This window comes from Lysobacter arenosi (genome assembly GCF_016613475.2).
GTDB classification, from domain to species: Bacteria; Pseudomonadota; Gammaproteobacteria; order Xanthomonadales; family Xanthomonadaceae; genus Lysobacter_J; species Lysobacter_J arenosi.
The window spans coordinates 1,102,527-1,128,529 of the sequence record NZ_CP071517.1 but is presented as its reverse complement, the minus strand read 5'-3'; the positions used below and the strand labels follow the sequence as shown (position 1 = coordinate 1,128,529).

Below are 26,003 nucleotides of genomic sequence, written 5' to 3'. Positions count from 1 at the left end.
CGTCGTCAACTCAATGCGGTTTCGCTACGCCCTTGAGCAATTCTTCCGAGGATTCCTCGTCGCCGCTGTAGGCGAAGTCCGCGAGTGATACAAAGCCGACCAGCTGGCGCTGGCGGTTGATCACCGGAAGCCGGCGGACCTCGAGGTCTGCCATGTTGCGGGCGACATCGTCGACATCATCGTCGTCGTAGCAATAGTGGATCGCTTCGCTCATCACATCGCCGACCAGCGTCTCGGCGTCCAGGCCGTTGGCTACCGCGCGCACGGTGATGTCGCGATCGGTGACGATGCCGACGATGCGGTCGCCTTCGCCGACTGGGAGGCTGCCAATGTCCATGCGCTTCATGGTCTGGGCGGCTTCGCGGATGCTCTTTGCCGGATCGGTCAGGAACACATCGGTGGTCATGATCTGGCCTACTTTCATATCGCTTTCTCCCTTGCGGCGAGCTCACCAGCCACGCGCACACCAGGCGCGCGCATCAGCGGCCGCCCTTGGCCATCGACTCGTGCCCGGCGGTGAACTCTGCCTGGCTCAGGTTGCCATCCTTGTTGCTGTCCATTTCCGCGAACTTCTTCTGCGATCCGGCCTCGTGCTCGGCCGCCGAAAGCTGACCGTCGCCATTGGTGTCGATGGCCTTGATCTTGTCGGCCGACGAGATGCCGGTCTTCACGGTCTTGCCGTCCTTCATCTTCGCCTGGTGCCTGGCGTCCATCTCTGCCGCGGTCACGTTGCCATCATGGTTGGCATCCATGGCGTCGAACATCTTCTTCGCGCCGGCGCTGTGCTCCGACGCCGAGACCATGCCATCGGCATTGGTGTCCATCATCTTGGCCTTGTCTCCATGCCCGGCCATCACCGCTGGCGACAACAGCATCGCCAGCAACAGTCCACCTGCAGTGGAACAACGAGTCGTGACACGATTCATGACAGCCTCCATGGGCGTCGTTTCGGGTGCGACCAGCGTGCCGGTCACGTCGTTGCGCGTCCGTCAACGTAAGGTGTGGTCGATGGAAACCTTGCGAGATGAACCGGCGACGCGGTTCGTGTTTGTCACGACGGCGTCACGGGCCGCTGAACCCCGGCTGGCTGGCGCCTCCGCCTAGAGCAAGCCGTGCCGTCGCGCATAGGTGTACACGTCGATGTCGTTCTCGATCGAGAGCTTCGCCATCGCGTCGACCTTCTGCCGACTGACGGTCTTTACACTGCGATTGAGCTGCTTGGCGATCTGCGACACGGTCAGGCCGGACGCGAAGAGGCGAAACACTTCCGATTCGCGAATCGACAGAGCGACCTTTCCGTCCGTGGCCTGGGTCGATTGCAGTGCCTGCTCCATGGCCGCGCCCAGGTATATGCGTCCCTGTGCCACGGCCTCGACCGCCAGATGCAGTTCGCTCAGTGCTTCGGACTTGTTGACCAGTCCGCGGGCGCCGGTGGCCATGATCGAATGGAGCACGCCCGGATTGCTGACGATGGTCAGCACTATCACCGGCAGGTCGGGCCACTTGCGGTGGAGCATGCCGAGCAGGCTGAGGCCGTCCGACATGCGGCCGCCAGGCATGTTGAAATCGGTGATGACCATGTCACACGGTGTCGCATCGAGCGCACGGTGCAGTTCATCGGCCGTCGATGCTTCGGCGACCACCTTCACCGTGGAGTGGTCGCGCTCCAGCAAGGTGCGGACACCGCTGCGGACGATCGGGTGGTCGTCGGCCAAGACGATGCGCATGTTCGCCTCGGTTGGCTAAGGGAGCGGCCAGAAGGATAAGACATTTCCTCATGGTCACAGGTCAAATTTGCAGGCTGTGCTTAAGGCCTTGTCCGAATCCGGCAAATAGCTAAGCCGGTTCCTTCTCGAGGGTGACGCGCTTGATCTCGGCTTCCAGCAGTTGCGGATGCAGCTGGAACTGGTCGCTCTCCAGCAGCTCGCGCCCGCGGCCGTGCACTACCACGCGTTCGAGCTGCAACAGCGGACCATCGCGGAACAGTTCGATGTAGCTGTCGAGCACGCCGCTGAGTGTCCCCTGCGCGGTGTCCGGCGCGGCGACGATCAGCTGGAGTCCGAGCGATCGCAGGTAGTTTGTCGTGGCGCGTGCGTTCTGGGCGTCGATCTTGTCGCCGAACTCGTCGAGCATGATCACGCCCAGGCCGCCCTGCTGGCCCTCGGCCTTGCCGTAGGCCGCCGCCAGTGCCGCGCCCGCGATGACATAGAGCGGCGCACGGTGCTCGCCGCCGGAACCCGAGCGCATACGCTCGCTGAGCGTGCCGATCACCGATTCCTCCTGCTTGATGACGACCTCGAAGCTGAAGAAGCGACGGTAGTCGTCCAATGGCGAGGGCGTGTTCGCGCCCTTGCTGCCGACCTTGTCCTCGATGATGTCGCGGAACGCGGCAGGTACCTCGCCGGCACTACCGAAGAGCGTATCGGTCTGGCCGACGTCGGCCGCCTTGTTGATGAAGCGATGGAGGTCGCGGAACTCCGGGGCGACGTCGTACTTGAACTGATAGCGCTCGTTGTTGGAGAACGCGGGGCTGCGCTGCAATGTTCGGTTGAGCGTGTTGATCTGGTGCCGCAACCTGGTGAAGTTGTCGTAGAGCGCCGAGGCGACGTTGGAGCGGAAGGTCTCCACCGCGGTCGTGTAGGCCTCATCGGCGGCGGCCTGGTGCTGGACCAGTTCGGTTCCCTTGAGGTGATCGATTTCCTTGTGCAGCAGGGCATTGGCCTGGCGCCATTGCCCCGGCTCCATGTCGAGCAACAGGCCGTGGTCCTTGCCGTACTGGGCCAGTCCGCGCCAGGCTTCCGGCAGCAGGCCGTTGAGGATGCGGTCGCTTTCGTCTGCACGGCTCTGGCAGCGCTGCAGGCGGTCGGCGAGTTCGGCGATCTTGCCGTCGAGTTCCTCGCGTTGATGCTCAACCAGGTTGGCGTCGACATCGGCATGCGAGAAGGCCTCGCTGGCGCGCCGCGCGATCGCATCGCTTTGTTCGCCAAGCGCCTGCAGCGAGGCCTCGGCTTCGGCGCACTTGCCGGTGGCCACGGCTTCTTCGCCGACCAGACGTTCGACCAGCGCCTCGAGTTCCTGCTTGCGGCGCTCGGATTCGTGCGCCTGTTCGCTCAGGCGGATCAGGTCGGGATCGCTGGCGGCCTCCTGGTTGTCCTTCAGGGCGCGGTAACGCGCGGCCGCCTGCCGATGCTTGAGCAGCAACTCGTGGGCGTCGCGCGCCATGTCCTCGGCGCTGCCGATGCGGGCCAGGCCGGTGGCGCTGGCATGCACCGGACGCCATTGCGATTCCAGTTCGCCGATGCGACGTTCGGCCGCGTCGAGTTCATCGCGCAGCAGCTTCTGCCGCTCGCGGCTGCTGGAGGCGCCGATCTTCAGTTCACTCGCGGCAGGCAGGCGCAGTCGCTCCACGCCGCCGCCCTTGGCGACGAGGCCGTCGTTGCTCAGGCCATGGCGGCTGCGCACGACTTCGGCCTCGGTGGCGACACAGCGCAGGTCGCCGAGCTGCCGCCGCAGGTAGGCGAGGGCATCGTCGTTGTCCCCGGCGAGCAGCGACGAGACCAGGGCGGCTGCCGGCGTGGCATCGCCACGCGACTGGCGCGCATGGCTGCACAGTGCCAGCTTGACTCCATATACCGAACGCGCGCCCTGCAGCGAGCGGTAGAGGCGCACGGCCTGCTCTTCGTGTTCTGGCGCGATCAGCAGCGCCTCGACATGCGTGCGCAGGTAGCCTTCGATCGCCCGCTGCCAGGCCGGGTCGGTGACCTGTACCAGGTCGCAGACCGGCCGCGCTTCGACGCCGGCATCGGCGAGGTAACTCATCATGCGGGCCACGTCCGGGCGCAGCTCGGATTGGCCGGCGTTGAGGCGGGCCAGGTTCTGGCGCGCGGTCAATGCGCCCTGGCGTGCCTGCTCGAGCGCGTTGTGGCGTTCGCGCTCGTACGCGGTCACTGCCGCGATGATCGGGGTGGCGTGTTCGATGGCCTGGCGCAGCTCGTCGTGCAGGGCTTCGGGCGATACCAGGATGTCGGCATCGGCCACCAGCGCGGCGAGGTGGTCGTACAACGCCTGCCATGGCGCGATCGCGCCCTTGAGCAGATGCGCGTCGACGCCGGGCAGGCCGAGTTTTCCGGCCACCTGCAACTGATCGCGGACAAAGCCGGCACTGCGCATGAGCTCCTTCTTCAGGCGCGCCAGTTCCTCCTGGTAGGGCGCGGCGAGCTGCTCGAACGACGCCTGCTCGTGGTAGCCGCGGGTGCCCTGCAGGCGCTTGCCGGCCCCGTCGGCGGCGAGGCGCGCGTTCTCGCGGTCGCTGCGAGCCTGGGCGAGGGCGAGTCGCTTGCCGCGCAGCAACTCGTGCGAGGTTGCCAGGGTCTGCTCGGCGGCATCGACGCGTTCGGAATGGAGATCGCGCTGGTACTCCGCGCCCAGGGCACGGTAGGACGCGGCACGCGTCGCCTGCTGGGCGACCTTCTTGTACTGCTGTTCGACCTGTTCGGCTTCGTCGATCCGGCGCGCGACCTGCTCGATCTTCTCCTTGATCAGGCGAAAGCCATCGAGCAACGCGCGGAACTTGCCAATCTCGGTCGGACGCTCCTCGGCGACCAGCGTGCGCACAAACAGATCGACGTCACTGACGCGCTGCAGGTTGAGGGCGTTCTGGAAGGCCTTGCGATAGGCCACCGCGTCCAACTGCGCGGTCGGGCCGGGGCGCAGGCGGAACAGCAGGTCCTTGACGAAGCGGTCGCTGCTGCTGTGCAGCTCGGCCTTGCTGCCGGCGGCCTTGCAGCGCTGCGCGATCAGCTCGCGAAAGCGCGACCACTCCTGCGGCAGCTGCTCGCCCTTGACCACTTCCACGTGGTCTTCGAGCGATAGCGCCACGCGCGGCAACAGGTACAGGCCATTGACGCGGTGGTCGGGCTCGGCCGCCGAAGCCGCCAGTGCAATGCCTGCGGTGAGGGTTTCGCCGCTGTCCTGGTCCTCGAACACCAGGCTCAGGTAAGTCGTCGCGGTTTCGCGATCGCGGCCGTCGTCGCCGGAACGGTACACACCCAGGCAGTAGTCGCGGATCGTGCGGGCGCGATGGCTGCCGCCGGCCTGGGCGTTGAAGCGGATCTGGTTGCGGTCGCCGCCGAGCATCACGATCTGCAGCGCGTCGAGCAGCGCGCTCTTGCCGGCACCGTTGGGCGCGATGATCGCCGTGCTCAGGTCCAGCTCGAGCGTCTGCGCCTGGAACAGGAAGAACTGGACGAGGTGGGCGCGCTTAAGCTGATACATCGTCTGGCTCCATGGCTTGCTCGACGACGGACTGGCCGTCATCGTCCTGCTGCGGGCTGTTCTGGTCGGTGCCGTTCTGGTCGGTGTTGTGCTGATCCAGGCGCTGCAGCCACTGCGCGCCGACGATCTCCACGATCGCCGGTCGCACCAGGATGCGGAACGGTTGCGGGTCACCCGGATCGCATTCGGTGGTCCGGCACACCGACCAGCGCTTGAGCGCGCGCAACTGGCTGCGCAGCGCGCCGGTCTCGGGCAGCTCGCGGCCGGTCAGCGACTGGTAGGCCTCCTGCAGCTCCGGCAGTTCCACCAGGACGTCGCCGTGGTCTTCCACCTGTCCCTGCCGCATCCCCTCGTCGTAGCGCTGGCGCAGCACCAGGATCAGCAGCGTCTCGTCCAGGCTCACGGCCGTGCCTTCGCCGTGCGAGGGCAGGGCGGTGACATAGCGGAAGTGGGCGTTGCGTTCCAGGCGGATGCCCAGCGGTTCCAGTGCCGCGGCGAAATCGGCCAGGTAGGTTTCCACCAGGTGGTAGGCGTTGCGCGACTTGCGGTCGGCGCTGTAGAGCACCTGTTCGGTGACCAGCCGGTAGGCCGTGCGCTCGAAATCCTGCGGCGTGTACATGCCGCCGGAGAGCTGGCTCAACGTGGCCCATGAGCGTTTCATGCAACGTTCCTCGTGCGGTGCAGGACGAAGCGCGGCGATTCCAGGAAGGCGTTGGCGGTCTGCTCGCCATCGCGCAGCTGGATGCGGAATCCGCGCAGCATCCGGTGGATCGGGTCGTCGCGGCGCAGCCCGCCCTGTCGGCGGCTGCGCAGCGCGAGCGTGATGAGCGTCTGGTAGGCGCGGAAATCCTCGATGCTGGCGATCTCCATGGCCTCCGAATCGATGCTGTCGGTGGCGCCGAGATGACGGTCGACGTATCGCGACAGGTCCTCGGGCTTGACCAGGCGCGCGCGCGTCATCTGCCGCAGCAGGTTCAGTCGCGCCAGCTGTTCGGGCGTGGGTTCGCGACTCGTATTGGCGGTGCGCGGGATTGGTCGGGGCCGCTGCTGTGGCGCGCGCAGGCGCTGCTCGTCCATCAGCGGTCCGGGCGCGACCGGCAGGCGCAGGGCGTCCTGCGGGGCGCCGAGCACGCCGCGGCAGGCACGACGCAGCAAAACGTCGAGCTTGTCCGGCGCGCGCAGGCGGTAGTCGAGGAACGCCAGTGCGCGGCGGTTGGCCTGGCGGATGTCGTCATCGAGCCGGGCCAGGTACTCGTCGATGCGATCGATCTCGTACAGCCGGCGCAGGCTGCGTTGCAGGCGCTGCTCGGCACGCACGCGGTCGCCGCCGGTGGCGCGCTCGGTGTACCAGTCGATGAGCTGGCCGCGCACGTCGGATTGCTCGATGTCGCGGACCATCGTCAGGATCGCGGTGCGACGGGCGAGGGGATGGTCGGCGTTGTGCAGCTGGGCGTAGTCACCCACGAACAGCTCGCCGACGTAGCGCTCGAACAGCTGGCGGGCGAACAGGGCGGTGCTCTCGGCCTTGATCAGTTCCGGCATCAGGTCGCGGACCTGCACGCTGATCGCCGAGACGTAGGACAACAGTTGCCGCGACTGCTCGGCGGCTTCATCGAGGCTGTCGCCACCGGCATTGCCGGCCACGACCTGCTGGAGCTGCAGCTCGATCGAGCGCACTTTGGCGCCAAAGAAGGCCGGTCCGCGCTCGGCGAAATCCATCAGCGTCGCCAGCAACTGCGCGACCGCATGGGTCATCGACACCATTTCGCGCGCGCCTACCCGTTCCTGGCGCAACCAGCCGGCGGTACGGAAACGCTCGTAGATCGCGTTGGCGCGCATCGCCAGCGGCGCGTCGGGTGCGGCGCCGTCGTCCTCCCACGGGTCGTCGGTCAGCAGGTAGCGCTCGATGGCCGAGGTGATCTCGCGGCGCGGAAAGCCGACGCTGGGTGGCATCGGTGCGTCGGGACCGAAGAATTCGGCGAACAGCTGGCACAGCAAGCGCCAGTAGTGGAGCCGGTTGGAAGAGGCGAGAGGTCCGAAGAGACCGTCGGGAACAACAGCAAACAGCGGCGGTGCCGGCGAACTGTACTCAGTCAAAAAACGCTCCGATGCCGGTCCTGGTTGCTCTAGCTGGGTCCTTGGGCCGGGCGGTCCGCCATCAAGGCGGGCGCCACGCGCAGGGAAATGTATCCCGGCGAGGGAAATGTGGGAATCGGCACCCGGGCAGGGAGATGTATTACGTTCGATATGTAACGTAAGTGATTGATATGGTGTCACCACGGACCACGCATCAGGTGCATCCCTCACGTCACCGTTATCGATGCGCGCCAAGACTCCCACCCGGTGTGCCCGGATCGCGGGCGCCGGGAATCGCTGACGCCGATGGCAGACGCCACGCTCTTCTTCAGCCTGTTCACGACCCTGCTGGCGATCATCAACCCGCTGGAAGCCATCCCGGTGTTCCTCAGCCTGATGGACGGCAAGGGCGATGACGAGCGTCGGGCCACTGCGCGCAAGGCGTGCATCAACGTCTTGTTGCTGTGCCTGTTCTTCCTGGTGTTCGGCAACGTCCTGCTGCGCCTGTTCGGCGTGCCGCTGAGCATGGTGCGCGTGGTCGGCGGCGTGATCCTGATGCGGATCGGCTTCGATCTGTTCTCGCCCAGTCCGAACAGCATGCTGTCGGGCGGGAAGGGCAATGGCGGCGATGTGTCCTTCATACCCCTGGCCATGCCGATCATGTTCGGACCCGGCGTCATTGCCACGGTGATTGGCCTGACCTCGCTGGTGCGCAAGTCCGACCATCTGATCGTTTCGTTCGCCGTTGTGGTTGCCGCGATCGCCGCGGCTGTGCTGTGCACCTATGTTTCCTTGGTCTACGCGAAGAAGATCCTGAGCAAGATCGGGCCGCAGGGTGTCGATGCCGCAACGAGGATCGTCGGTTTCTTCGTATCGGCCATGGGGGGCGGATTGATATTCCACGGCACGGTGGAGTTCCTTCAATCCTATGGCGTCCTGCTGGGCGGACCGCCCGCAGGCTGACAGGGCCAATTGGCCTGTTTGACCGTCGCAGGACGTACGCGGCTGATAGCGCTCTCAAGAATCGGGGATGGGCGTCGGCGCAATGGGGCTGGTTACGGATGAAACTTTCTCGAGCACGTCGAGCGGGCGGCTGCTGTTCCGAGTGTGGCGAATTCATAGCCAAACTTTGCTGCACTGCACGGTGACATGTATGGAAACTTAATGTTTAGTCTCGGCCCAGATGATAGCGCTATCACTTCTGCCCGCCACGGCGGGTACCTGGAGGTCCACCGAAACGCCACCGACCCACGCGGACTGGAACCGAAACTAGACAAAGCTCAAGCCATCAGCGTTGCACGACGTGCGTCGATTGACGCTCGTTCCGGAGTAGCAGGCACTGGCCTGCAGGCGCCCTTCCAGGGCAATACATCCATCGATCGAAGTTGAGGGGGTAGGACCATATGAGTCGGTTTCGGTGCCACGTTCTGTGGGCGTCCTTGGTGCAGGCGACAGCCGGGCGTCGTGCCGTGAAGGCGGCAATGGGCAGTGCCCCTTGTAATGGGAGGACTTCGCAATGAGCCAGATGACAAAGCGGTTCAAGAAGCGCTTCAAGTCCACTGCGATGTTCACCTTCGTCGGTGGCGTGCTGGTCATCAACCCTGCCTACGCGCAGGATGCTGCCGCTACGGCGGCGCAGACCACGACTGCACAGACGACGGCGGCCCAGGCCACCACCGCGCAGTCGTCGTCGGAACAGGCCAAGACGCTGGATACGGTCACGGTCACCGGCATGCGCAACAGCCTCAACCAGTCGATGGAGATCAGGCGCAATGCCGACGGTATCGTCGACGCGATCAGCGCCGAGGACCTGGGCAAGTTCCCTGACACCAACCTTGCCGAGTCGTTGCAGCGCATCACCGGCATCTCGATCGAACGACGCGACGGCGAAGGTGCGCAGATCACCGCGCGCGGCTTCGGCCCGCAGTTCAACATGGTCACCCTCAACGGCCGCACGATCCCCGGCGCGGACGCCTTTGGCGCACCCGGCCAGGTGCCGATCGGCGGCGTCGACGGCGGCACGCGCGCGTTCAACTTCGCGCAGCTGGCGTCGGAAGCGATCACCACGCTGCAGGTCTACAAGACCGGCCAGGCCAGCGTGCCCAGTGGCGGCATCGGCGCAACGATCGACATCGAGACCGATCGCCCGTTCAACCACCAGGGTCTTGTCGCCACTGCCGGCGCCAAGGCGGTGTACGACGAGTCGCAGCCGTTCGACACCGACCTGACGCCGGAAGTGTCCGGTATCTTCAGCTACAGCAATGACGACAAGACCTGGGGCGTAGGTCTCTCGGCCAGCTACCAGAAGCGCCATGGCGGTTCGGTGCAGGCCACCGAGAACGCCTGGAACATGCAGCGCTGGACCGGTACCGACCCGTCCCTGCGACCGGATGCGGTGGTGACCAATGCGCCGGCGATCGGCCAGCTGTACGGCATGCCGAACGATCTGCGCTATGCGTTCGCCGATTTCGAACGCGAGCGTATCAACGGCCAGGCTGTGCTGCAGTTCGCGCCCACCGATGCGCTGACGTTCACCCTTGACTACACCTACTCGACCAACGAGATCACCGAAGACCGCGCCGAGCAGACCATCTGGCTGCAGCGCGCCAACAGCTTCACCGATCTCACGTTCGACACCGGTCAGTCGGTGGCAACGCCCATCTACATCCGCGACATCGTCGGCACCAAGGACTTCGGTTACGAGCAGCAGCACCAGGAACAGGAGTACAAGCTCGACTCGCTGGGCTTGAATGCCGCCTGGGACGTCACCGATCGCTTCCGCCTGACGTTCGACGCCCATAACACGACGTCTGAGAGCCGACCGAACGATCCGGTCACCGGCGGTGGCTCGACCTTCTTCAGCATCGCCGGCACCAACAACTGCACCGTCGGTCCGTACTGCGGCGGCAATTGGGCGCAGGAGCTGTCCTTCAACAACGGCCTGCCGATCGGCGCACGCACGTGGTACGCGAACTCGGCCGATGCCATCGCCGGTGCCAACGGCACGCTCAACCCGGACTTCCCGCCCGGTCAGATCGGCTCGCAGGTGCTGCGCATCAACTACCAGCGCCAGGAAACCGAGATCAAGCAGGGGCGCATCGACGGCGAATACGTGTTCGACGACGGTCGCTTCCAGTTCGGTGTCGACTCGTCGGAAACGACGATGACGCGCAAGCAGGCCACCGAGGCCTACTCGACCCTGGGCGACTGGGGCGTGGCCAACACCGGCAACGAGCCGGGCCTGCAGGAGTTGATCCGCCCGATCGACATCGTCGGCATGTTCGACGACTACAGCGCTCCCGGCGCGGCCCGTCAGGCATGGCTGGGAAGCGCCACCGCCGGTGCCTTGTGGGCGGGCGGCTTCTACGATGCGGCCACCCGCTACAACCCGCAGCTGGCGGCCGACAACCGGGTGAAGGAAGACACCGACGCCGTGTACGGCCAGGTCGACTTGGAAGGCACGCTGGGCGGCTTCCCGACCCACACCCGCATCGGTGTGCGTTACGAGAAGACATACCTGACCTCGACCTCGCAGGTTGCTCTGCCCAGCGCCATCCAGTGGCAGGCCAACAACGACTTCCGCATCCTGCGCGGCGATGACCAGGTGCCCTTCAGCGAGACGCACAGCTACGACTTCGTCCTGCCGAACCTGGACTTCTCGCTCGACCTCACCGATGAAATCAAGACCCGCGCATCGTTCAGCAAGACCATCGCGCGCGCACCGTACGGCAATCTCTATGCCGGCCCGACGCCGAACCAGCCGACCGGTTCGATCCTGATCAACCCGTCCACCCGCGCCAACGGCGACGCCCAGAACCCCGCACTCGACCCGCTGGAATCGGACAACCTCGACCTTGCGGTGGAGTGGTACTTCGCCGACGCCAGCTTCATCTCGGTGACGTTCTGGAACAAGGACGTGAAGAACTTCATCGGTACCTCGGTGGTGCGTGAGCCGCTGTACGGTCTGACCGACCCGACCTCCGGCCCGGATGCGCAGGCGGCACTGGCCTTCCTGACCAGTCCGACGTGTGCCGCACAGGTGGGTGCCGCCGGCGAAGACGTCTCCCAGGCCTGCTCGGCAAACGACACGGCGCTGTTCGCGGCCCTGGCGATGCTGCGCAATCCCGAGACCGGCGGCCTGGCGGCCTACAACGGCAGCTCGGCGCAGTCGTTGCAGATGGAGAACACCTACGACCTGGTGGGCGAGGCCGACGATCCGCTGTACGAGTTCGACGTCAACCGTCCGGTCAACCAGAACGACGCCAACCTGCACGGCTGGGAAATGGGTGGCCAGTACTTCTTCGGTGAGTCCGGCTTCGGCATCTTCGCCAACTACACCCTGGTGCAGGGCGACGTCGCCTTCGACAACACGGTGATCGAGCGCGACCAGTTCGCTCTGCTCGGCCTCAGCGACACGGCCAACGTGATGCTGATGTACGAGAAGTACGGCTGGTCGGTGCGCCTGGCCTGGAACTGGCGTGACGAGTACCTGATCGCGGCGAACCAGAACGGTTCCAACCGCAATCCCTACTACGTCGAGGAATACGACCAGTGGGACGTGAACGTTGGCTACGACTTCAACGATCACTGGTCCATGAGCCTTGAAGCGATCAACCTGACCGGTGAGGACGTGCGCTGGCACGGCCGTTCCGACAAGCAGATCATCAAGCTGGTCGACCAGAGCGCCCGCTACATGCTGGGGGTGCGCTACAAGTTCTGAGGACCCTCCCAGGGTTTGAACCAGGGCAGGGCCGCTGCGAGAGCAGCTGTCCTGCCCGTTTTTTTTGCGCTTCACCCGCAATGCGATCAGCAAGCGTCAGGGGGGCTTTCCTTCTTCGCCCGGCGAGCGCATAACGTCACCAGAACCCGTCCTCGTTCCGGCCATGCCCCAATACGAACTGCTCAACAACATCAAGCACAAGGACCTTCGGGTCATCACCCGCTTCGGCCGCGAGTTCGGCGACGACATCGGAGTCGTGGCGGCTTTTCCGACCGAGTTCGCGGAGCTCCAGCGCGAGTACCCGATCTTCTTCCGCAAGGAGCCGGAAGGGGACGCGTGGCAGGCGGTGGCGCTGCTGGGTTTCGAACGCAACGAGAACCTGTTCCTGCACGAAGGACGCTGGAATGCGGCCTACCTGCCGGGCGTCGTGGCCAAGGGGCCGTTCCTGATCGGCTTCCAGGAACAGCGCATCGACGGTGAGTTGCGCAACGAGGCGGTCATCCACGTCGACATGCAGCATCCCCGCATCAGCCACGCCGAGGGTGAGCCGGTGTTCATGGCTCACGGCGGCAATAGCCCTTATCTCGAGCACGTATCCACCGTGCTTCGCGGAATCCGCGATGGCGTGGATGCGGGCAAGGCCATGTTCGCCGCGTTCGATGCGCTGGGACTGATCCAGCCGTTGAAGCTCAACCTGCAACTCGACGAAGAGCATCGCGTCAGCCTGGCCGGCCTGCACGGCATCGACCGCGAGCGCCTGGCGGCGCTGGACGCGCAGTCGCTGCACCAGCTGCATCTCGCCGGTTACCTGGAAGGCGCGTTCCTGGTGCAATCATCCATGCACAACCTGCGCCGGCTGATGGCCGAGAAGCAGCGTCGCCTGCGCCTGGCGGCGGAGGCGCAGTGATGGGTGCGGCCGCCGACGTGGCCGCCCGGATCCGCGTAATCGACTGCGCCGGGTCCGCATCACCGCCGGTCGAGGAACTGCTCGCATCAGGGCAACCGGCCGTGCTTCGCGGCCTGGTCCGCGACTGGGGGCTGGTGCAGGCGGCATCGCGCTCGACGCACGAGGCGATGGACTACCTGCGCGGGTACTACAACGGCCAGCCGGTGACCTACTCCTGGGGGCGGGCCCGAAGTGGCAGGAAGGCCGTTCTACAACACCGACTTCACCGACTTGAACTGCGAAGTGCGGCGCAGCGACCTGGGGCAGGTACTCGGCGAGATCGCCGCCCACGCCGACGATGCGCACCCGCCGACCTACTACGTCGCCTCGCTGCTGGTCGACAGCCGACTGCCCGGCATGCGCGCCGGCAACGACCTGGACCTGGCGGCCCAGGGCATCGAGGCGCCGCCGAGCATCTGGATCGGCAATCGCGTGACGGCCTCGTGCCACTACGACGCCCTCAACAACATCGCCTGCTGCGCGGTCGGTCGTCGCCGTTTCACCCTGTTTCCGCCAGGGCAGATCGACAACCTGTATCCGGGTCCGCTGGAACCCACACCGGGTGGCCAGGGCCGTCAGCGTCGTCGATTTCGCCGAGCCGGATTTCCAACGCTATCCGCGTTTCCGAGACGCGCTTGCGGCCGGGCAAAGCGCGGTGCTCGAGGCCGGCGACGCGATCTTCATTCCGAGCCTGTGGTGGCACCACGTGCAGGGACTGGAACCGTTCAACGTGCTGGTGAACTACTGGTGGAGCAGCGTTCCCGCGCATGTTCCCACGCCGATGCACGCGCTGTATCACGCGCTGTGGACCATTCGTGACCGGCCTCAGCGTGAGAAGGACGCATGGCGCCAGATCTTCGACTATTACGTATTCGGTCCGGCAGATCGCGCTGGCGAACATTTGCCGGAAGCTGCACGCCAGGTGCTGGGCAGCGTCGATGAAACGCTGGCGCGGCAGCTTCGGGCGATGTTGATCGCAAAACTCAATCGTTGAGCCGGCACGCCGGCAACTACAGCACGCAGGGGAGTGGGAAAGATGGAGAAGGGCAGGATTCGAAAGGTCGTGATCGCCGGCGGCGGTACTGCCGGCTGGCTCGCCGCGACCGCGCTGACGCACCAGTTCCGCGAGTTGCTGGAGGTGGTCCTGATCGAATCCGAGCAGATCGGCACGGTCGGCGTCGGCGAATCGACGGTGCCGCCGATCCGCAACTTCCACCGTTTCCTGCAGATCGACGAGCAGGAGTTCCTGCGCTCGGTCGCAGGCACCTTCAAGCTGTCGATCTCGTTCGAGAACTGGCGCCGCCACGGCGAGCGCTACATCCATCCGTTCGGCATCACCGGGCAGGGCACGCTGGTCTGCGGCTTCCATCACTTCTGGCTCGACAGCATGCGCCGCGGCATGCAGTCGGAGCTGGGCGATTACTGCCTGGAGACGGTGGCGTCGCGCGGCGACCGGTTCGCCCTGCTCGAGTCGCCGCAGGTCAACTACTCCTACCACCTCGACGCCGGCCTGTATGCGCGCTTCCTGCGCGGTAAAGCCGAGAGCTACGGGCTCAAGCGCGTCGAAGGCAAGATCCGCGAAGTCAGGCAGAACGGTGAATCGGGCTACGTCGAGTCGCTGGTGCTGGAAGACGGGCAGGTGATCGAAGGCGATCTGTTCATCGACTGCACGGGCTTCCGTGGACTGCTGATCGAGCAGACCCTCAAGACCGGTTACGAAGACTGGAACAACTGGCTGCCGTGCGACCGCGCCGTCGCCTTGCAGACCGAATCGGTCGGCCCGCCGGTGCCGTACACGCGGGCGATTGCGCACGAGGCCGGCTGGCGTTGGCACATCGCGCTGCAGCACCGGGTCGGTTGCGGACTGGTGTACTCCAGTCGCCACATGTCCGATGACGAGGCGCGCGACAAGCTGCTGCGCGACGCGGCAGCGCCGGTGATCCGCGAGCCCTGGCCGGTGCAGTTCCGTACTGGTCGACGATTGAAGGCCTGGAACAAGAACGTGGTGTCGCTCGGCCTGGCCAGCGGCTTCATCGAGCCGCTCGAGTCGACCAGCCTGCACCTGTCGATGACCTCGATCGTGCGGCTGATCGAGTCGTTCCCGCTCGACGGCATTCCGCAGTCGCTGGTGGACGTGTACAACGCCACCGGCCGCGCCGAGATGGAGCACGTGCGCGACTTCATCATCCTGCACTACCACGCCAACCAGCGCGACGAGGCGATGTGGAAGCAGTGCCGCGAGATGGGGGTGCCTGACTCGCTGAAGATCCGCCTGCGCGCGTGGCGCGAGCGCGCCCATGCCTGGCAGGGCGCGAACGAACTGTTCCGCGTGGATTCCTGGACGCACGTCATGCTGGGGCAGGGCATCGTGCCCGAGCAGCATCATCCGTTGTCGGGCGGACTGTCCGACGATGACATGCGCAGGCTGCTGCCCGCTATCCGCAAGCCCATCGACGAGGCTGTCGCGCGCATGCCATCGCAGCAGGAGTTCATCGACCGCTACTGCAAGGCCGCCCCCGAGGTCTGGGCGGCCAGGCCGAAAGTGCCGGCCTGAGAACCTGCCATGCGGTCAGGGCGACGCCGAAGGCTCGTCCTGGCCGAGGGCGCTGCTGGAGCGTCAGAACACAAAGCCGAAGCCGACCATCGGACCGCTCATGGTGAGGTCGATCTTGCGGCGCTGGTCCTCGACCTCGACCGACAGGTACCGGTACCCGAACAGCCACTGGCCGTAACTCACCTGATACTGGCCGACGATGCTGGCATTCCAGGTGCCGTCGGTATCGCCGAACGAGCCATCACCGCGCAGCGTCAGGCGCCAGCGCTCGGCGAAGGCCCAGGTGTAGCGGGCACCGAGCATCAGGTCGCTGTAGGAATCGTTGGGGTTGAGTTCGAGCGAGCCGAAGCGCGGGTCGTGCGGATCGAAGTTGACGCTCAGGTCAACGTCGATGTAGCGCAGTCCGCCGAACAGTTCGATGCCCTTGAGCCAGTCCTCTCCCGGGCTCCATACCGCAGCCGCCTCGAACAGGTAGGCATCGAGTTGCGAGTCGGTGTTGAGGCGCTCGAAGTCCTTGTTGTCGCCAAGACCGATGTAGGTGAAGTCGGCGAACATGCCGAACCGGTCGTTCTGGCCTTCGACATGCGCCTGGAAAGCGCCATCGATGTCGTCGATCAGGTCGGGGAACCTGGTTCCGCCCTCGCTCACGGGAAATGGCGTGGTCAGGTCCGTCCTGACACTGGCCGCCCACAGGTAGGGCGCGATCATCCATTTCCATTCGCCGTTCTGCTGCGCGTACGAGGGCAGCGGGGCCGCCATGAAGCAGGCCGCAACCGCGGCGGTGGACGTGATGCCGGTCAGCCTCATTCCGCTCCTGCCTGTTCCGCCAGAACCCGGCAACGGTGAGCCTGCGGGCATTCATTGCGGGTGAAGGTGTGTGCCTTCACGGGCAATGGCCCTCCGGCAAACCCTCATCCGTGCGGCAGCGTGATCGTGGCCACGAGTCCTCCGCCTTCGCGCCCCCGCAGCTGCAGTCGCGCGCCGATGGCGATGGCCAGTTGCTGGGCGATGGCGAGGCCTAGGCCGGCGCCGCCGGTGTCGCGATTGCGCGAGGCTTCCACGCGGTAGAACGGCTCCAGCACCGAGGCCAGCTCCGCCTCGGCGATGCCGGGCCCGCGATCCATCACGGTGATCGCCACCGCGCCGTCGGCTTCGACCGATGCGGCAACTTCGGCGGCACCGGCGTATTTCACCGCGTTGTCGATCAGGTTGCCGACCACTCGCCGCAACGCGCGCGGCCTGGTGATTACCGGCACCGACGCATGCGTGATCAGGCTGACCGGCTTGCCGGTGTCCTGGTAGTCCCAGACCAGGCTGTCGAGGAAGGCATCCAGGTCGACCTTGATGGCCGGCTCGATGCCGCCATGGGCACTGCGCGCGTAGGCGACGCCGTCGCGGACCAGGTGCTGCATCTCGTCGAGGTCGGCCAGGAGTTTTCCGCTGGCCGGTGATTCGTCCATGGTCTCCACGCGCAGCTTCATGCGCGTGATGGGCGTTTGCAGGTCATGGGAAATGGCCGCCAGGATCTGCAGTCGTTCCTTGAGATGCAGTGCGATCCGGTCCTGCATTGAGTTGAATGCCGAGACGGCCTTGGCCACTTCCACCGGTCCGCCTTCGGGCAGGTGCGGGCTGCCACCGGTCGGGCTCAACGAATCGGCGGCGTCTGCCAACTGCGCCAGTGGGCGCGTGATCTGGCGAACCGCCAGCCAGGCGCAGGCCAGCAACAGGATCAGCTGCGCGGCGAGCACGTACGGCAACCACTGCGCGATCGGCATCACCGAAGGAGTGAGTTCAATGGTGACCGGGGCACCGTCGCTCAGTTGCACGTGCACCTGGACTTGTTCGGGTTTCAGCGACGTCGTGTTGCCGCGCACGGGGTAGCGCGGGCCAAGCGCGCCGCCGATCAGGTGCGTCAGATCCCGCGCTCGCTCGGTCTTCAGCTCGTCACCGGACTGGCCGGGGCCGAGGATGTAACGGTAGGTCCTGCGTTCGAACTTCGGTACCCAGGCCGGACGCTCCGCCGCGGGCAGCCGGTCGAGCATCGCGATCGATGTCGACACGTCCTTCTCGAGGTTGCCCATCATCATCGACGTCGCCGATTCGTAGCGCTCCAGGAACAGCATCCCGAACGACAGGCCGTGCGCGACCAGCAGCCCGGTGAACAGGATCAGGTACAGCCGCGATGCCATCGTCCGCGGCAACAGGCGCGACAACATTGAAGGACGCGGGTTGCTCATGCACCCTCGTCCAGCAGCGTGACCGGCAGGCTGAACACATAGCCTTCGCTGCGCACTGTCTTGATGTAGGAGGGCTCGCGCGGATCGTCCTTCAGGCGTTGGCGCAGGCGGCTGACCAGCAGGTCGATCGAGCGGTCGAACAGCTCGGCCTCGCGGCCCTGGGTCAGGCTCAGCAACTGGTCGCGGCTGAGCACGCGTTGCGGATGGTCGAGGAACACGCGCAGCAGTCGGAACTCCGCGCCACTGAGCGCGACGGCGGTGCCCTGCTGATCGAGCAGATGGCGCGCGGTCGTATCCAGGCGCCACTGCCCGAACTCGAGCAGGCGGCTGGCCTCGGTGACCTGCAGGTTGGGTGGCAGCATCCGCGTGCGGCGGATGACCGCATTGATGCGGGCCAGCAGCTCGCGCGGCGAGAACGGCTTGGTGATGTAGTCGTCGGCGCCCATTTCCAAACCGATGATGCGGTCGGTGGCGTCGTCGCGCGCGGTCAGCATGATCACCGGGATGGCCTTGTGCTTGCTGGCGCGCAGGTTGCGGCTCAGCACCAGGCCGTCGTCGCCGGGCATCATCAGGTCCAGCACGATCAGGTCGACGGCGTTGGTGTCGAGGATGGCGCGCATCTCGCGGCCATCGGCAGCGAGCGAGGTGCGGAAGCCGTTCTTGCGCAGGTAGTCGGCAACCATCTCACGGATGTCGTGGTCGTCGTCGACGACCAGGATGTGGTCAACGTGGTCCATGAATCAGGTCCTTGCCAGGGTTTGATCGGAACGCTCGGGTGCCGGCCGCGGTGGCGGCGCGGCACCGTTGCGATCTGCTTATTTTGCCTTCAGGAGGCTGCGTACCTTGGCTTCGGTTTCGGCGTAGTTGCCTTCACCGAAGTGGTGGTACACCACGTGCCCTTCCCGGTCGATCAGGTAGAGCGCCGGCCAGTAGCGGTTGTTATACGCCTCCCAGGTTTCGTAGCCGTTGTCCTGCGCCACCGGGTACTCGATGCCGAAACGCTTCACGGCGTCTTCGACATTGCCGCGGATCTTCTCGAAGCCGTACTCGGGCGTATGCACGCCGACGACGACCAGGCCCTGGTCCTTGTAGCGCTGGTGCAACTCTTTCACATGCGGGATGACGTGCACGCAGTTGATGCACGAGTAGGTCCAGAAATCGACCAGGACCACCTTGCCGCGCAGCTGCGACATGGTCAGCGGGGCGCTGTTGATCCAGTGGTTGATGCCCTGGAATTCCGGAGCCAACGGCGCGGGGGAGATGCTGGTGCCCGGCACGGGATCAGCGGCGCTGGCACCCGGCGTGCAGGCGACGGCAAGCACGCTCATGCAAAGGGCGGTGAGGATGGGCTTGATCACGTTCATGGTTTATAGACCTGTTGAGACTGAAGGGAGCCACTGCGTGGCCCAGGCGGAGAACAGGACGTCGTACTGGAAGAGCTGGAGCACGGCGACGGCGATCGCGATGGCGCCGAACACACGACGGAACAGCTCGGCACGACGGTTGAGGAAGGAAAGGCGCGAGGTAATCCATTTCCCGCCATAAGCGATGGCGAGCATCGGCAGGCCGGCGCCGACGGCATACACGGCGAGCAACGAAGTGGCCTTGCCCGGCGCCTGCGAGCTGGCCGCCAGCGACAGCACCGAGGCGAGGATCGGCCCCGCGCACGGCGTCGAGGCCAGGCCGAGCGAGGCACCCACGAGGAGCGCCGCAACGCCGCCCGTGCGTTGCGGACGCGGCGGCGAAGCACCGGCTCGCGCCGAACGCCACTGCTGCACGCGGGCGACCAGCCAATTGAACGGTGCAGGCCACAGGCAGGCGAGGCCGGCAAGGAGCAGGATCCAGATCGAGCCGGTGCGGATCGCCTGCTGCAGTTCACCGGAGGACGAAGCCAACGCCCCGATCAGGATTCCGCTGGCCGCGAACATGCTCACGAAGCCGGCGATGATCAGCGCCGGCTCGAACCGGCTGCGACCGCTGCTGGTGGCCAGCACGATCGGCAGCACCGGCAGGATGCAGGGCGAGAGGATCGTCGCGACGCCTGCTGCACCGGCAAGCGCGAACTCGACCATGGGCGCGAGGGCATGCGCGGTCATGGCTCAGCCCCCCTCGTGCGGCTCGGGGTCTTTGTGCTTGATGCCAGCCGCTTCCAGGATCGTGTAGGCGACGTCATTCGGACGCGACAGCATCGGAACGTGGCTGGTCGCCAGCGACACGATCTGCGCATCGATGCGGCGGGCGGTCGCGGTCTGCAACTGCGGCGCGATCATCCGGTCCTGGCGCGTGACCACGTACCAGCTCGGCTTGGCTTTCCAGGCCGCGTGCTGCAGCGGTTCGTCGAATGCACTGGCGCGGATCGGCAGCTGCGTGTCGAACACGCGCCGGGCGCCGGTTGCGCTCAGGTCCTGGGCAAAATCCGTGCGCGCCGCGTCCTGCGACAGCGACAGCAGGCCGTTGCGCTCCTGCAGGCCGGCCAGGCCCGGCGGAGTGGGGTAGGCCTTGCCCTGCTGGCCGGTCGCTTCGCCTACATCGGGCGCGAACGCGGCGACGTAGACCAGGCTGCTGACCTTGTCGTCGTCGCCTGCTTCGGTAATGACCGTGCCGCCCCAGGAATGACCGACCAGGACGACCTTGCCAGGCGCGGCGGCAATGGCGCGACGCGTCGCTTCGGCGTCATCGGCCAGCGAGGTGAGCGGCAATTGCACGGTGACGACCTTCGTGCCCCAGGACTCGAGCACCGGCACGACCTTGCTCCAGCTGGAGGCATCGGCGAAGGCACCGTGGACGAGCACCACCGTGGGCGCGGGCTGCGCAGCGGCGTGACCGGCATGAGCCAGTTCCGGCGAGAGAGCGGCGGCGGAAAGCAGCGCGAGGGCTAGGGCATTGCGGAACATGTCGGGACCGTCGGGTGAGGTTGGGATGCCATTGCAACGCCGGGGTGTATCCCGTGGGTGTCGGCGCGGAGCCGATTTGTATGCAAGCTGCGCGCAGGACCAGGAACCTACGTTTGCTTACAAAGAGGCGGCGTGGTCTCAAGTCGGTGCGCCGCGCGCGATCACTCCCATGGGGACGTGCGCGACCACGCAAGCACGCGAGCAGGCAGTCGACCGGTTGCCCGGCCGACTGTCTGGTTCTGGTGATTGCCGGCCCGCCGCGATCGCGGAGGCTTGGCGAGGTCCGGCGGGGAGGCTCAGACGAGGTTGATCGTCACGCCGATGTTGCCGCGCGTGGCCTTCGAGTACGGGCAGGTCTGGTGCGCGGTGTCGACCAGCTCACGGGCGGTGGCGGCATCGATGCCAGGCAGGCTGACGTTGAGGCGGGCCTGCAGGCCATAGCCATCGGCGTTCTGGCCCAGGTCGACTTCGGTGTCGACGGCGGAGTCCGCCGGAAGCTTGATCTTCCTGCTGGAGGCCGCGATACCGATGGCGCTAAGGAAGCAGGCCGACCAGCCGGCCGCCAACAGCTGTTCGGGATTGGTGCCCGGGCCGGAAGAACCGGGCCCTGAAAGTTTGACGTCCAGGCGCCCATCGGAACTCTGCGACGAACCGTCGCGGCCGCCGGTGGTGTGGGTCTTGCCGGTGTAGATGACTTTGTCGAGCGGGGTGGTCATGGCGATACCTGATAGCTGAGGGATGTAGGGAACATCGGCTTGCTGGCAACGCGGGGAACGCAGGAGGCGGGTGCAATCCGATGGACGCGATTGTTCCCGTGAGCTGTTCGCCGGATGTGTCAGGTATCGCTGGTAATGCAAGTTTGTGTGGCCGCCGGCCGGGCCGACACAGTTCGTTACAAATCGCTGGCGCGGCTGCGGGTGGCTACGCCGTCACAGGGCAAGCGAGCGCGGTCGCTGCGGCACGCCAGCAGGCGCGGTCGTCGCCAGCACGACCGTTCGCGGCCTCTCGTTCACCGAGTCGACGTGGCATCCCGTCGCTTCGATCGCGTTGACCACGTCGTCTCCCCAGAACCGGCCTTCGATGCGCACGCTCCGCCGTTGCAGGTCGATCTGGATCCTCGCGCCAAGGTCGACGCGGAGCAGGGCGCGCAGCAGCTCGCCTTCTTCCGCCGCCGTGGTGGCGAGGGTGAGTTCCAGGTGCGAATCGGGCTTTCTGCTGTTCATTGCGTTGCCTCCTGCGGCCGGTTCGCGGCCGTTGCGGAACAGTTCGCAAGCGCGAATCGCTCGTTGGCGATTCCATTGCGCGTTGCGACGATGGGACGCTCGGCGGCCGTGACCCATGCCTGGTCAGGCCACCATCTCGCGGTCCGGGCGCCTGCGCCGAGGTCCAGCGGCAAGCCCGGCTGTGGCGTTCGCACCGACACGCCGCGGCAGCTGGCAGCAGCCAGCACGCGCTCGACCGGCTCGGTCCAGGTGTGGTGCGCCAGCTTGATCAGGCCCCAGTGGACGGGCACGAGCACTTTGGCCTGCACCAGCCGACTGGTTTCCACGGCCTGTTCCGGACCGAGATGCCAATCAGGCCAATCGGCGTCGTACTGGCCGGATTCGACCATCGCGACATCGAACGGTCCCAGGCGGCGGCCGATGTCGGCCATGCCGGGGAAGAAGCCGGTATCGCCGGAGTAGTAGGCCCGATGCGCAGGGCCGACGAGGGCATAACCTGCCCACAGTGTCTTGTCGGTCTGCGGGGAAAGCCGTCCGGTGTGGTGACGCGCCGGCGTCGCATGGATATCAATCGCGCCAACGCGTGTGGACTGCCACCAGTCCAGCTCCCTGATCCGCGACTCGGGAATGCCCCAGCTGGCCAGATGCGCGCCGACGCCCAGTGGCACCACGAACACGGTGTTCCAGGCGCGCATCGCCAGGATCGTCGCGCGATCGAGGTGGTCGTAATGGTCGTGCGAGATCACCACAGCATCGATCCGGGGCAGGTCCGCCAGCGCGATCGGCGGCGCGTACCAGCGCTTGGGACCGAGCCAGGACAATGGCGACGGCCGATCGCTCCACAGTGGATCGGTCAACACGTTCACGCCATCGATCTGCACCAGCGAACTGGAATGACCGAACCACGTCACGCGCAATCCGACAGGCGCGGCGGCTGCCAACAGTGCCGGATCAGTGCGCACGACCGGCACCGGTGACTGCGGCACGTCGCCGGGAACCTGCTCGAACATGCGCAGCAGTGCGCTCCGCGTATCGCCCCAGGAGCCTTGCGGGTTGACGAACATGCCGTCATGCCACTGCGGAGAGTGTTGTAGTCGCTGCAGGCGTTCGCCCTGCGCCCGCGATCCAAACGATGACCAGCCGCTCAACAACGTGACGGCCACCAGGCCGACCACGAGCAGCCCCGCGAACATGGCCCGCGCGCGCCAGCGCCCCGGCTTGCTTGCTGGCGACGCCTTAACCATGGCGTTCACCCCGTCGTGCAACTTCCTCGATGTCGCGACTTTCCAGTACCGGGTTTCCGGCTCCGTCGCGGGCGACAGCCAGCATGGCCTGGCCGATGCGTTGCGTGGACAGGATCGTGTGCGGAAGCAACGTGCGTGCGAGCGACAGCAGCGGGCTGGTCACGGTGTAGGTGCGCTGGATCCAGCCGGTTTTCGAACGGACTCCATGCAGCGGCTGGATGACGCCGGGGCGGAACAGGTAGACCGCCTTGAACGGCAGCTGTTGCAGTGCGTTTTCCGTGCGCCCCTTCACACGCGCCCACATGACGCGGCCGCGCTCGCTGCTGTCGGTGCCAGTGCCGGTGACGTAGACGAAGGTCATCGCCGGATTGAGGCGTGCGAGCGTGGTCGCCGCGGCCAGGGTGAAAACGTAGGTCAGGTGCGTATAGTCGGCTTCGCTCATGCCCAGCGAAGAGACGCCCAGGCAGAAGAAGCAGGCATCGAATCCCTGAAGCTGGTCTTCGACGGCGCTGTAGTCGAGGAAGTCGCGATGAACCAGCTCGTGCAGCTTTGGATTGGACTGGCCGGTGGCCGAGCGGCCGACGGCGAGCACGTAGCTGACGTCATCGGCGAGCAGGCATTCGCGCAGCACGCCCTGACCGACCATGCCGGTGGCGCCGAAGATCAGGACCTTCATGGCAGGCGCTCCTGCGAACGGGTCAGACGGAGGATCGGGGCAGCAAGGAAGGTCATGAGGGGATCCAGCGAGCGAGGGGGAGGGCATTGCTGAGTGTTCACGCACTCATTAATAGGGGCAAAAAAAGGGGATCAGTCAGAAGCCACCGCCCGCCAGAACGTCTCGAAGCCCGCCGCGCGGTATTGGTCGGCGGCAGCCGGTTCCTTGAGCATGAAGTCCATGGTGGCTTCGGCGATCGCGACCAGGATCGCGCCGACATAAGCCGGCGGATGCTCGCGCAGCAAACCTTTGGCCATGCTTTCCTGCAGCATCGACTGGAACTCGGCGAATCCGGCCGAGGCAACGGCGCGGGTGTCGTCGGTGATGCGGTCGGACACCGCAAGCTGCGCCACGACCTTGCGCTTGTCGATATTGACCAGGCCCCAGTCGACATACTCGCGCCACACATGACTCGCCCGCTGCTTGATGTCGGCGGCACGCGGGTAGGTGGAGAGCATGGCTTCCCGCAGTTCGCGCTTGATCTCCATGTAGAGATGGTTGAGCAGTTCGTCCTTGTTGCTGAAGTAGGTGAACAACGTCCCTTCGGCGACGCCGGCGACCTTGGCGATGCGGGCGGTGGGCGCATTGATCCCGTCCTCGGCGAACACCCGCACCGCAGCGGCGAGCAAGGCGTTTCGTTTGTCTTCGCTGCGGGGGCGGGCCATCGGGATCAACTTTACTGAGTGCGTACTCAATCATATTCCCGATCAGGCGGGCGACGCAAGCCCACCAGGTGAAAACCGGGCGACCGGATGAGGCATCGTATGACGATATGCATATTGCTGTTATTCGATAAGGCGAATATCGTCAGGCAACATCGAACAGAGGTCGCCGCCATGTCCCGAGCCGATACCCCGGCGCTCAGCGCCTCTCGAATCCTGCTGACGATCCTGCGGGTCCTCAACATCCTGATGGGGGTGGGGCTGGTGCTCGCGATGCCGGCGAGCTTCATCTTCGAGCCCACGTTCTTCGAGTTCTTCAGCAAGAAGCCACCGCGTATCGATCCGTCGTTGCTGATACCGACGCTGCGCGTGTGGTTCGTGCTGGCACTGTTGATGGTCGGACTGGTCCACGTGCAGCTCACCCGATTGCTGGCGGTGGTGGCGACGGTTCACGACGACCCGTTCGTTCCCGAGAATGCCGTGCGCCTGAAAACCATTGCGTGGTGCATGCTCGGAATAGAAGTGCTCAGGCTTACTTTCGGAATATTGGCCGGCACCATGAACGCCGCCGGTTCCAACATCGAATGGAAGTTCTCGGCGAGCGGATGGGTCGCGGTGGTGCTGCTGTTCGTACTGGCGCAGGTCTTCGAAGTCGGGACGCGCATGCGCGCCGACCTGCAAACGCTGATCTGAAGCGCGACGACCTGACATGACCATTCAAGTGAAACTCGACGAAGTGCTGCATGACCGGCGCATGACCTTGACCGAACTGTCCGGCAAGGTCGGCATCACCCTGGCCAATCTGTCGATCCTCAAGACGGGCAAGGCGCGTGGCATCCGCTTCACGACGCTGCAGGCAATCTGCGAAGCGCTCGATTGCCAGCCGGGCGATCTGCTCGAGTACCGCGGGGATTCGCTGGCCGAAGTGGCGGTCGGCGGGGAGGCGGACGAAGAAGACCTGTGAGCGCGGACCCATAAGGACCGATCAATCAGGAATCGAGAAGCGCCCCGGCCTCGATGCAGCCACGATCACGTTATCAGGATCGCGCTCCACCCACGTCGCTCGTCTTCAAAAGGAGATTCCCTTGAACTGGAACAATTGGATTCGGCAGTTCCACCGTTGGGTGGCCATCGTCTTCACGGTCACCGTCATCGTCACCTTCATTGCCCTCGCGCAGGAGAAGCCGGTCGTCTGGATCTCCTACATTCCGCTGCTGCCGCTGGCGTTGCTACTGGTGACCGGTCTGTACCTGTTCGCTTTGCCGTACGTGGCCAAATGGCGCAGTCGGCGGCGCGTAACCGAAGCGCGATGATGCTGGCGGGACGTGACGAACCCGCCTCGCCACGTCCCTTGCCCAAGTCATGTAACCGGATCACCCCTCGATTGACCTGCCGTACCACCAGTCAAAGCGCCGTGAATGCAGGGTCACGGCAAATCGGCTAGGGTTTCGGACGGTA

The 26,003-nt window shown here is 65.5% G+C and carries 24 protein-coding genes and 1 pseudogene; 8 read left to right on the top strand and 17 right to left on the bottom strand.

The genetic code is table 11. The features are described from left to right. Positions 1 to 10 precede the first annotated feature (10 nt). From HIV01_RS05325 to HIV01_RS05300, 6 genes are all read right to left on the bottom strand, one after another. Positions 11 to 424 (bottom strand): CBS domain-containing protein, encoded by a 414-nt coding sequence (locus HIV01_RS05325; protein ID WP_200605291.1) that lies wholly within the window; start codon positions 422 to 424, stop codon positions 11 to 13. 55 nt (positions 425 to 479) lie between these two features. Continuing rightward, positions 480 to 926, bottom strand: coding sequence for an EF-hand domain-containing protein (locus HIV01_RS05320; RefSeq protein WP_200605290.1), 447 nt, complete (start codon positions 924 to 926; stop codon positions 480 to 482). Positions 927 to 1,100: 174 nt separating this feature from the next. Next, the gene (locus HIV01_RS05315; protein ID WP_200605289.1) at positions 1,101 to 1,727 is read right to left on the bottom strand and encodes a response regulator; all 627 of its coding nucleotides are present in this window, start codon (positions 1,725 to 1,727) and stop codon (positions 1,101 to 1,103) included. A gap of 109 nt (positions 1,728 to 1,836) precedes the next feature. Next, positions 1,837 to 5,274 (bottom strand): SbcC/MukB-like Walker B domain-containing protein, encoded by a 3,438-nt coding sequence (locus HIV01_RS05310; protein WP_200605288.1) that lies wholly within the window; start codon positions 5,272 to 5,274, stop codon positions 1,837 to 1,839. Beyond that, positions 5,261 to 5,935: a DUF4194 domain-containing protein gene (locus tag HIV01_RS05305; RefSeq protein WP_200605287.1), complete on the bottom strand. Its 675-nt coding sequence runs from the start codon at positions 5,933 to 5,935 to the stop codon at positions 5,261 to 5,263. The genes HIV01_RS05310 and HIV01_RS05305 overlap by 14 nt, the downstream gene beginning before the upstream one ends. Then, a complete protein-coding gene (locus tag HIV01_RS05300; RefSeq protein WP_200605286.1) occupies positions 5,932 to 7,371 on the bottom strand; it encodes a Wadjet anti-phage system protein JetA family protein in 1,440 nt (479 codons plus the stop codon). The genes HIV01_RS05305 and HIV01_RS05300 overlap by 4 nt, the downstream gene beginning before the upstream one ends. Before the next feature lie 285 nt (positions 7,372 to 7,656). On the opposite strand from HIV01_RS05300, the gene HIV01_RS05295 reads away from it, so the two are divergent. The 5 genes and pseudogenes from HIV01_RS05295 to HIV01_RS05275 all read left to right on the top strand — a co-directional run bounded on the left by HIV01_RS05295 (position 7,657) and on the right by HIV01_RS05275 (position 15,570). Further along, complete coding sequence (locus tag HIV01_RS05295) at positions 7,657 to 8,313, top strand: MarC family protein (RefSeq protein WP_200605285.1); 657 nt, start codon at positions 7,657 to 7,659, stop codon at positions 8,311 to 8,313. Between the two features lie 562 nt (positions 8,314 to 8,875). Next, a complete protein-coding gene (locus HIV01_RS05290; protein ID WP_200606371.1) occupies positions 8,876 to 12,070 on the top strand; it encodes a TonB-dependent receptor in 3,195 nt (1,064 codons plus the stop codon). Between the two features lie 163 nt (positions 12,071 to 12,233). After that, on the top strand, positions 12,234 to 12,977 hold the full coding sequence (locus HIV01_RS05285; RefSeq protein ID WP_200605284.1) for a SapC family protein: 744 nt from the start codon (positions 12,234 to 12,236) through the stop codon (positions 12,975 to 12,977). Then, positions 12,977 to 14,010, top strand: a pseudogene (locus HIV01_RS05280) (cupin-like domain-containing protein). Before HIV01_RS05285 ends, HIV01_RS05280 begins: the two are co-directional and overlap by 1 nt. Before the next feature lie 42 nt (positions 14,011 to 14,052). Further along, a complete protein-coding gene (locus HIV01_RS05275; RefSeq protein ID WP_200605282.1) occupies positions 14,053 to 15,570 on the top strand; it encodes a tryptophan halogenase family protein in 1,518 nt (505 codons plus the stop codon). A 63-nt stretch (positions 15,571 to 15,633) separates the two neighbouring features. Here the strand turns inward: HIV01_RS05275 and HIV01_RS05270 are convergent, their stop codons facing one another. From HIV01_RS05270 to HIV01_RS05220, 11 genes are all read right to left on the bottom strand, one after another. After that, positions 15,634 to 16,377 (bottom strand): hypothetical protein, encoded by a 744-nt coding sequence (locus HIV01_RS05270; RefSeq protein ID WP_200605281.1) that lies wholly within the window; start codon positions 16,375 to 16,377, stop codon positions 15,634 to 15,636. A gap of 104 nt (positions 16,378 to 16,481) precedes the next feature. Further along, a complete protein-coding gene (locus tag HIV01_RS05265) occupies positions 16,482 to 17,807 on the bottom strand; it encodes a sensor histidine kinase (RefSeq protein ID WP_200605280.1) in 1,326 nt (441 codons plus the stop codon). Beyond that, entirely contained in the window at positions 17,804 to 18,544 is a 741-nt protein-coding gene (locus HIV01_RS05260) for a response regulator (RefSeq protein ID WP_200605279.1), read from the bottom strand. The genes HIV01_RS05265 and HIV01_RS05260 overlap by 4 nt, the downstream gene beginning before the upstream one ends. A gap of 78 nt (positions 18,545 to 18,622) precedes the next feature. Continuing rightward, positions 18,623 to 19,171: a thioredoxin family protein gene (locus HIV01_RS05255; RefSeq protein ID WP_245156919.1), complete on the bottom strand. Its 549-nt coding sequence runs from the start codon at positions 19,169 to 19,171 to the stop codon at positions 18,623 to 18,625. A 3-nt stretch (positions 19,172 to 19,174) separates the two neighbouring features. Beyond that, complete coding sequence (locus tag HIV01_RS05250) at positions 19,175 to 19,903, bottom strand: cytochrome c biogenesis CcdA family protein (RefSeq protein WP_207527100.1); 729 nt, start codon at positions 19,901 to 19,903, stop codon at positions 19,175 to 19,177. 3 nt (positions 19,904 to 19,906) lie between these two features. Continuing rightward, positions 19,907 to 20,701, bottom strand: a complete 795-nt coding sequence (locus HIV01_RS05245; RefSeq protein WP_200605277.1) for an alpha/beta fold hydrolase — start codon at positions 20,699 to 20,701, stop codon at positions 19,907 to 19,909. 296 nt (positions 20,702 to 20,997) lie between these two features. Beyond that, a complete protein-coding gene (locus tag HIV01_RS05240; protein ID WP_200605276.1) occupies positions 20,998 to 21,417 on the bottom strand; it encodes an organic hydroperoxide resistance protein in 420 nt (139 codons plus the stop codon). A 213-nt stretch (positions 21,418 to 21,630) separates the two neighbouring features. Further along, positions 21,631 to 21,924 (bottom strand): hypothetical protein, encoded by a 294-nt coding sequence (locus tag HIV01_RS05235; RefSeq protein WP_200605275.1) that lies wholly within the window; start codon positions 21,922 to 21,924, stop codon positions 21,631 to 21,633. Then, positions 21,921 to 23,168: an MBL fold metallo-hydrolase gene (locus HIV01_RS05230; protein WP_245156974.1), complete on the bottom strand. Its 1,248-nt coding sequence runs from the start codon at positions 23,166 to 23,168 to the stop codon at positions 21,921 to 21,923. Before HIV01_RS05230 ends, HIV01_RS05235 begins: the two co-directional genes overlap by 4 nt. Next, positions 23,161 to 23,844 (bottom strand): NAD-dependent epimerase/dehydratase family protein, encoded by a 684-nt coding sequence (locus HIV01_RS05225; protein WP_200605273.1) that lies wholly within the window; start codon positions 23,842 to 23,844, stop codon positions 23,161 to 23,163. The genes HIV01_RS05230 and HIV01_RS05225 overlap by 8 nt, the downstream gene beginning before the upstream one ends. A gap of 131 nt (positions 23,845 to 23,975) precedes the next feature. Next, positions 23,976 to 24,548 (bottom strand): TetR/AcrR family transcriptional regulator, encoded by a 573-nt coding sequence (locus HIV01_RS05220; RefSeq protein ID WP_200605272.1) that lies wholly within the window; start codon positions 24,546 to 24,548, stop codon positions 23,976 to 23,978. A gap of 171 nt (positions 24,549 to 24,719) precedes the next feature. On the opposite strand from HIV01_RS05220, the gene HIV01_RS05215 reads away from it, so the two are divergent. The 3 genes from HIV01_RS05215 (at position 24,720) to HIV01_RS05205 (ending at position 25,858) form a co-directional block, all read left to right on the top strand. Further along, complete coding sequence (locus HIV01_RS05215) at positions 24,720 to 25,238, top strand: DUF2975 domain-containing protein (RefSeq protein WP_200605271.1); 519 nt, start codon at positions 24,720 to 24,722, stop codon at positions 25,236 to 25,238. Positions 25,239 to 25,254: 16 nt separating this feature from the next. Further along, positions 25,255 to 25,509, top strand: a complete 255-nt coding sequence (locus HIV01_RS05210) for a helix-turn-helix domain-containing protein (RefSeq protein WP_200605270.1) — start codon at positions 25,255 to 25,257, stop codon at positions 25,507 to 25,509. Between the two features lie 121 nt (positions 25,510 to 25,630). Continuing rightward, positions 25,631 to 25,858, top strand: a complete 228-nt coding sequence (locus HIV01_RS05205) for a hypothetical protein (protein WP_200605269.1) — start codon at positions 25,631 to 25,633, stop codon at positions 25,856 to 25,858. Positions 25,859 to 26,003: the final 145 nt, after the last annotated feature.

Excerpts from the sequence above, each read along its gene's own strand:
- HIV01_RS05325 (WP_200605291.1), bottom strand. The coding sequence starts at position 424 with ATGAAAGTAGGCCAGATCATGACCACCGATGTGTTCCTGACCGATCCG.
- HIV01_RS05320 (WP_200605290.1), bottom strand. The coding sequence starts at position 926 with ATGAATCGTGTCACGACTCGTTGTTCCACTGCAGGTGGACTGTTGCTG.
- HIV01_RS05315 (WP_200605289.1), bottom strand. The coding sequence starts at position 1,727 with ATGCGCATCGTCTTGGCCGACGACCACCCGATCGTCCGCAGCGGTGTC.
- HIV01_RS05310 (WP_200605288.1), bottom strand. The coding sequence starts at position 5,274 with ATGTATCAGCTTAAGCGCGCCCACCTCGTCCAGTTCTTCCTGTTCCAG.
- HIV01_RS05305 (WP_200605287.1), bottom strand. The coding sequence starts at position 5,935 with ATGAAACGCTCATGGGCCACGTTGAGCCAGCTCTCCGGCGGCATGTAC.
- HIV01_RS05295 (WP_200605285.1), top strand. The coding sequence starts at position 7,657 with ATGGCAGACGCCACGCTCTTCTTCAGCCTGTTCACGACCCTGCTGGCG.
- HIV01_RS05290 (WP_200606371.1), top strand. The coding sequence starts at position 8,876 with ATGACAAAGCGGTTCAAGAAGCGCTTCAAGTCCACTGCGATGTTCACC.
- HIV01_RS05285 (WP_200605284.1), top strand. The coding sequence starts at position 12,234 with ATGCCCCAATACGAACTGCTCAACAACATCAAGCACAAGGACCTTCGG.
- HIV01_RS05275 (WP_200605282.1), top strand. The coding sequence starts at position 14,053 with ATGGAGAAGGGCAGGATTCGAAAGGTCGTGATCGCCGGCGGCGGTACT.
- HIV01_RS05270 (WP_200605281.1), bottom strand. The coding sequence starts at position 16,377 with ATGAGGCTGACCGGCATCACGTCCACCGCCGCGGTTGCGGCCTGCTTC.
- HIV01_RS05265 (WP_200605280.1), bottom strand. The coding sequence starts at position 17,807 with ATGAGCAACCCGCGTCCTTCAATGTTGTCGCGCCTGTTGCCGCGGACG.
- HIV01_RS05260 (WP_200605279.1), bottom strand. The coding sequence starts at position 18,544 with ATGGACCACGTTGACCACATCCTGGTCGTCGACGACGACCACGACATC.
- HIV01_RS05255 (WP_245156919.1), bottom strand. The coding sequence starts at position 19,171 with ATGAACGTGATCAAGCCCATCCTCACCGCCCTTTGCATGAGCGTGCTT.
- HIV01_RS05250 (WP_207527100.1), bottom strand. The coding sequence starts at position 19,903 with ATGACCGCGCATGCCCTCGCGCCCATGGTCGAGTTCGCGCTTGCCGGT.
- HIV01_RS05245 (WP_200605277.1), bottom strand. The coding sequence starts at position 20,701 with ATGTTCCGCAATGCCCTAGCCCTCGCGCTGCTTTCCGCCGCCGCTCTC.
- HIV01_RS05240 (WP_200605276.1), bottom strand. The coding sequence starts at position 21,417 with ATGACCACCCCGCTCGACAAAGTCATCTACACCGGCAAGACCCACACC.
- HIV01_RS05235 (WP_200605275.1), bottom strand. The coding sequence starts at position 21,924 with ATGAACAGCAGAAAGCCCGATTCGCACCTGGAACTCACCCTCGCCACC.
- HIV01_RS05230 (WP_245156974.1), bottom strand. The coding sequence starts at position 23,168 with ATGGTTAAGGCGTCGCCAGCAAGCAAGCCGGGGCGCTGGCGCGCGCGG.
- HIV01_RS05225 (WP_200605273.1), bottom strand. The coding sequence starts at position 23,844 with ATGAAGGTCCTGATCTTCGGCGCCACCGGCATGGTCGGTCAGGGCGTG.
- HIV01_RS05220 (WP_200605272.1), bottom strand. The coding sequence starts at position 24,548 with ATGGCCCGCCCCCGCAGCGAAGACAAACGAAACGCCTTGCTCGCCGCT.
- HIV01_RS05215 (WP_200605271.1), top strand. The coding sequence starts at position 24,720 with ATGTCCCGAGCCGATACCCCGGCGCTCAGCGCCTCTCGAATCCTGCTG.
- HIV01_RS05210 (WP_200605270.1), top strand. The coding sequence starts at position 25,255 with ATGACCATTCAAGTGAAACTCGACGAAGTGCTGCATGACCGGCGCATG.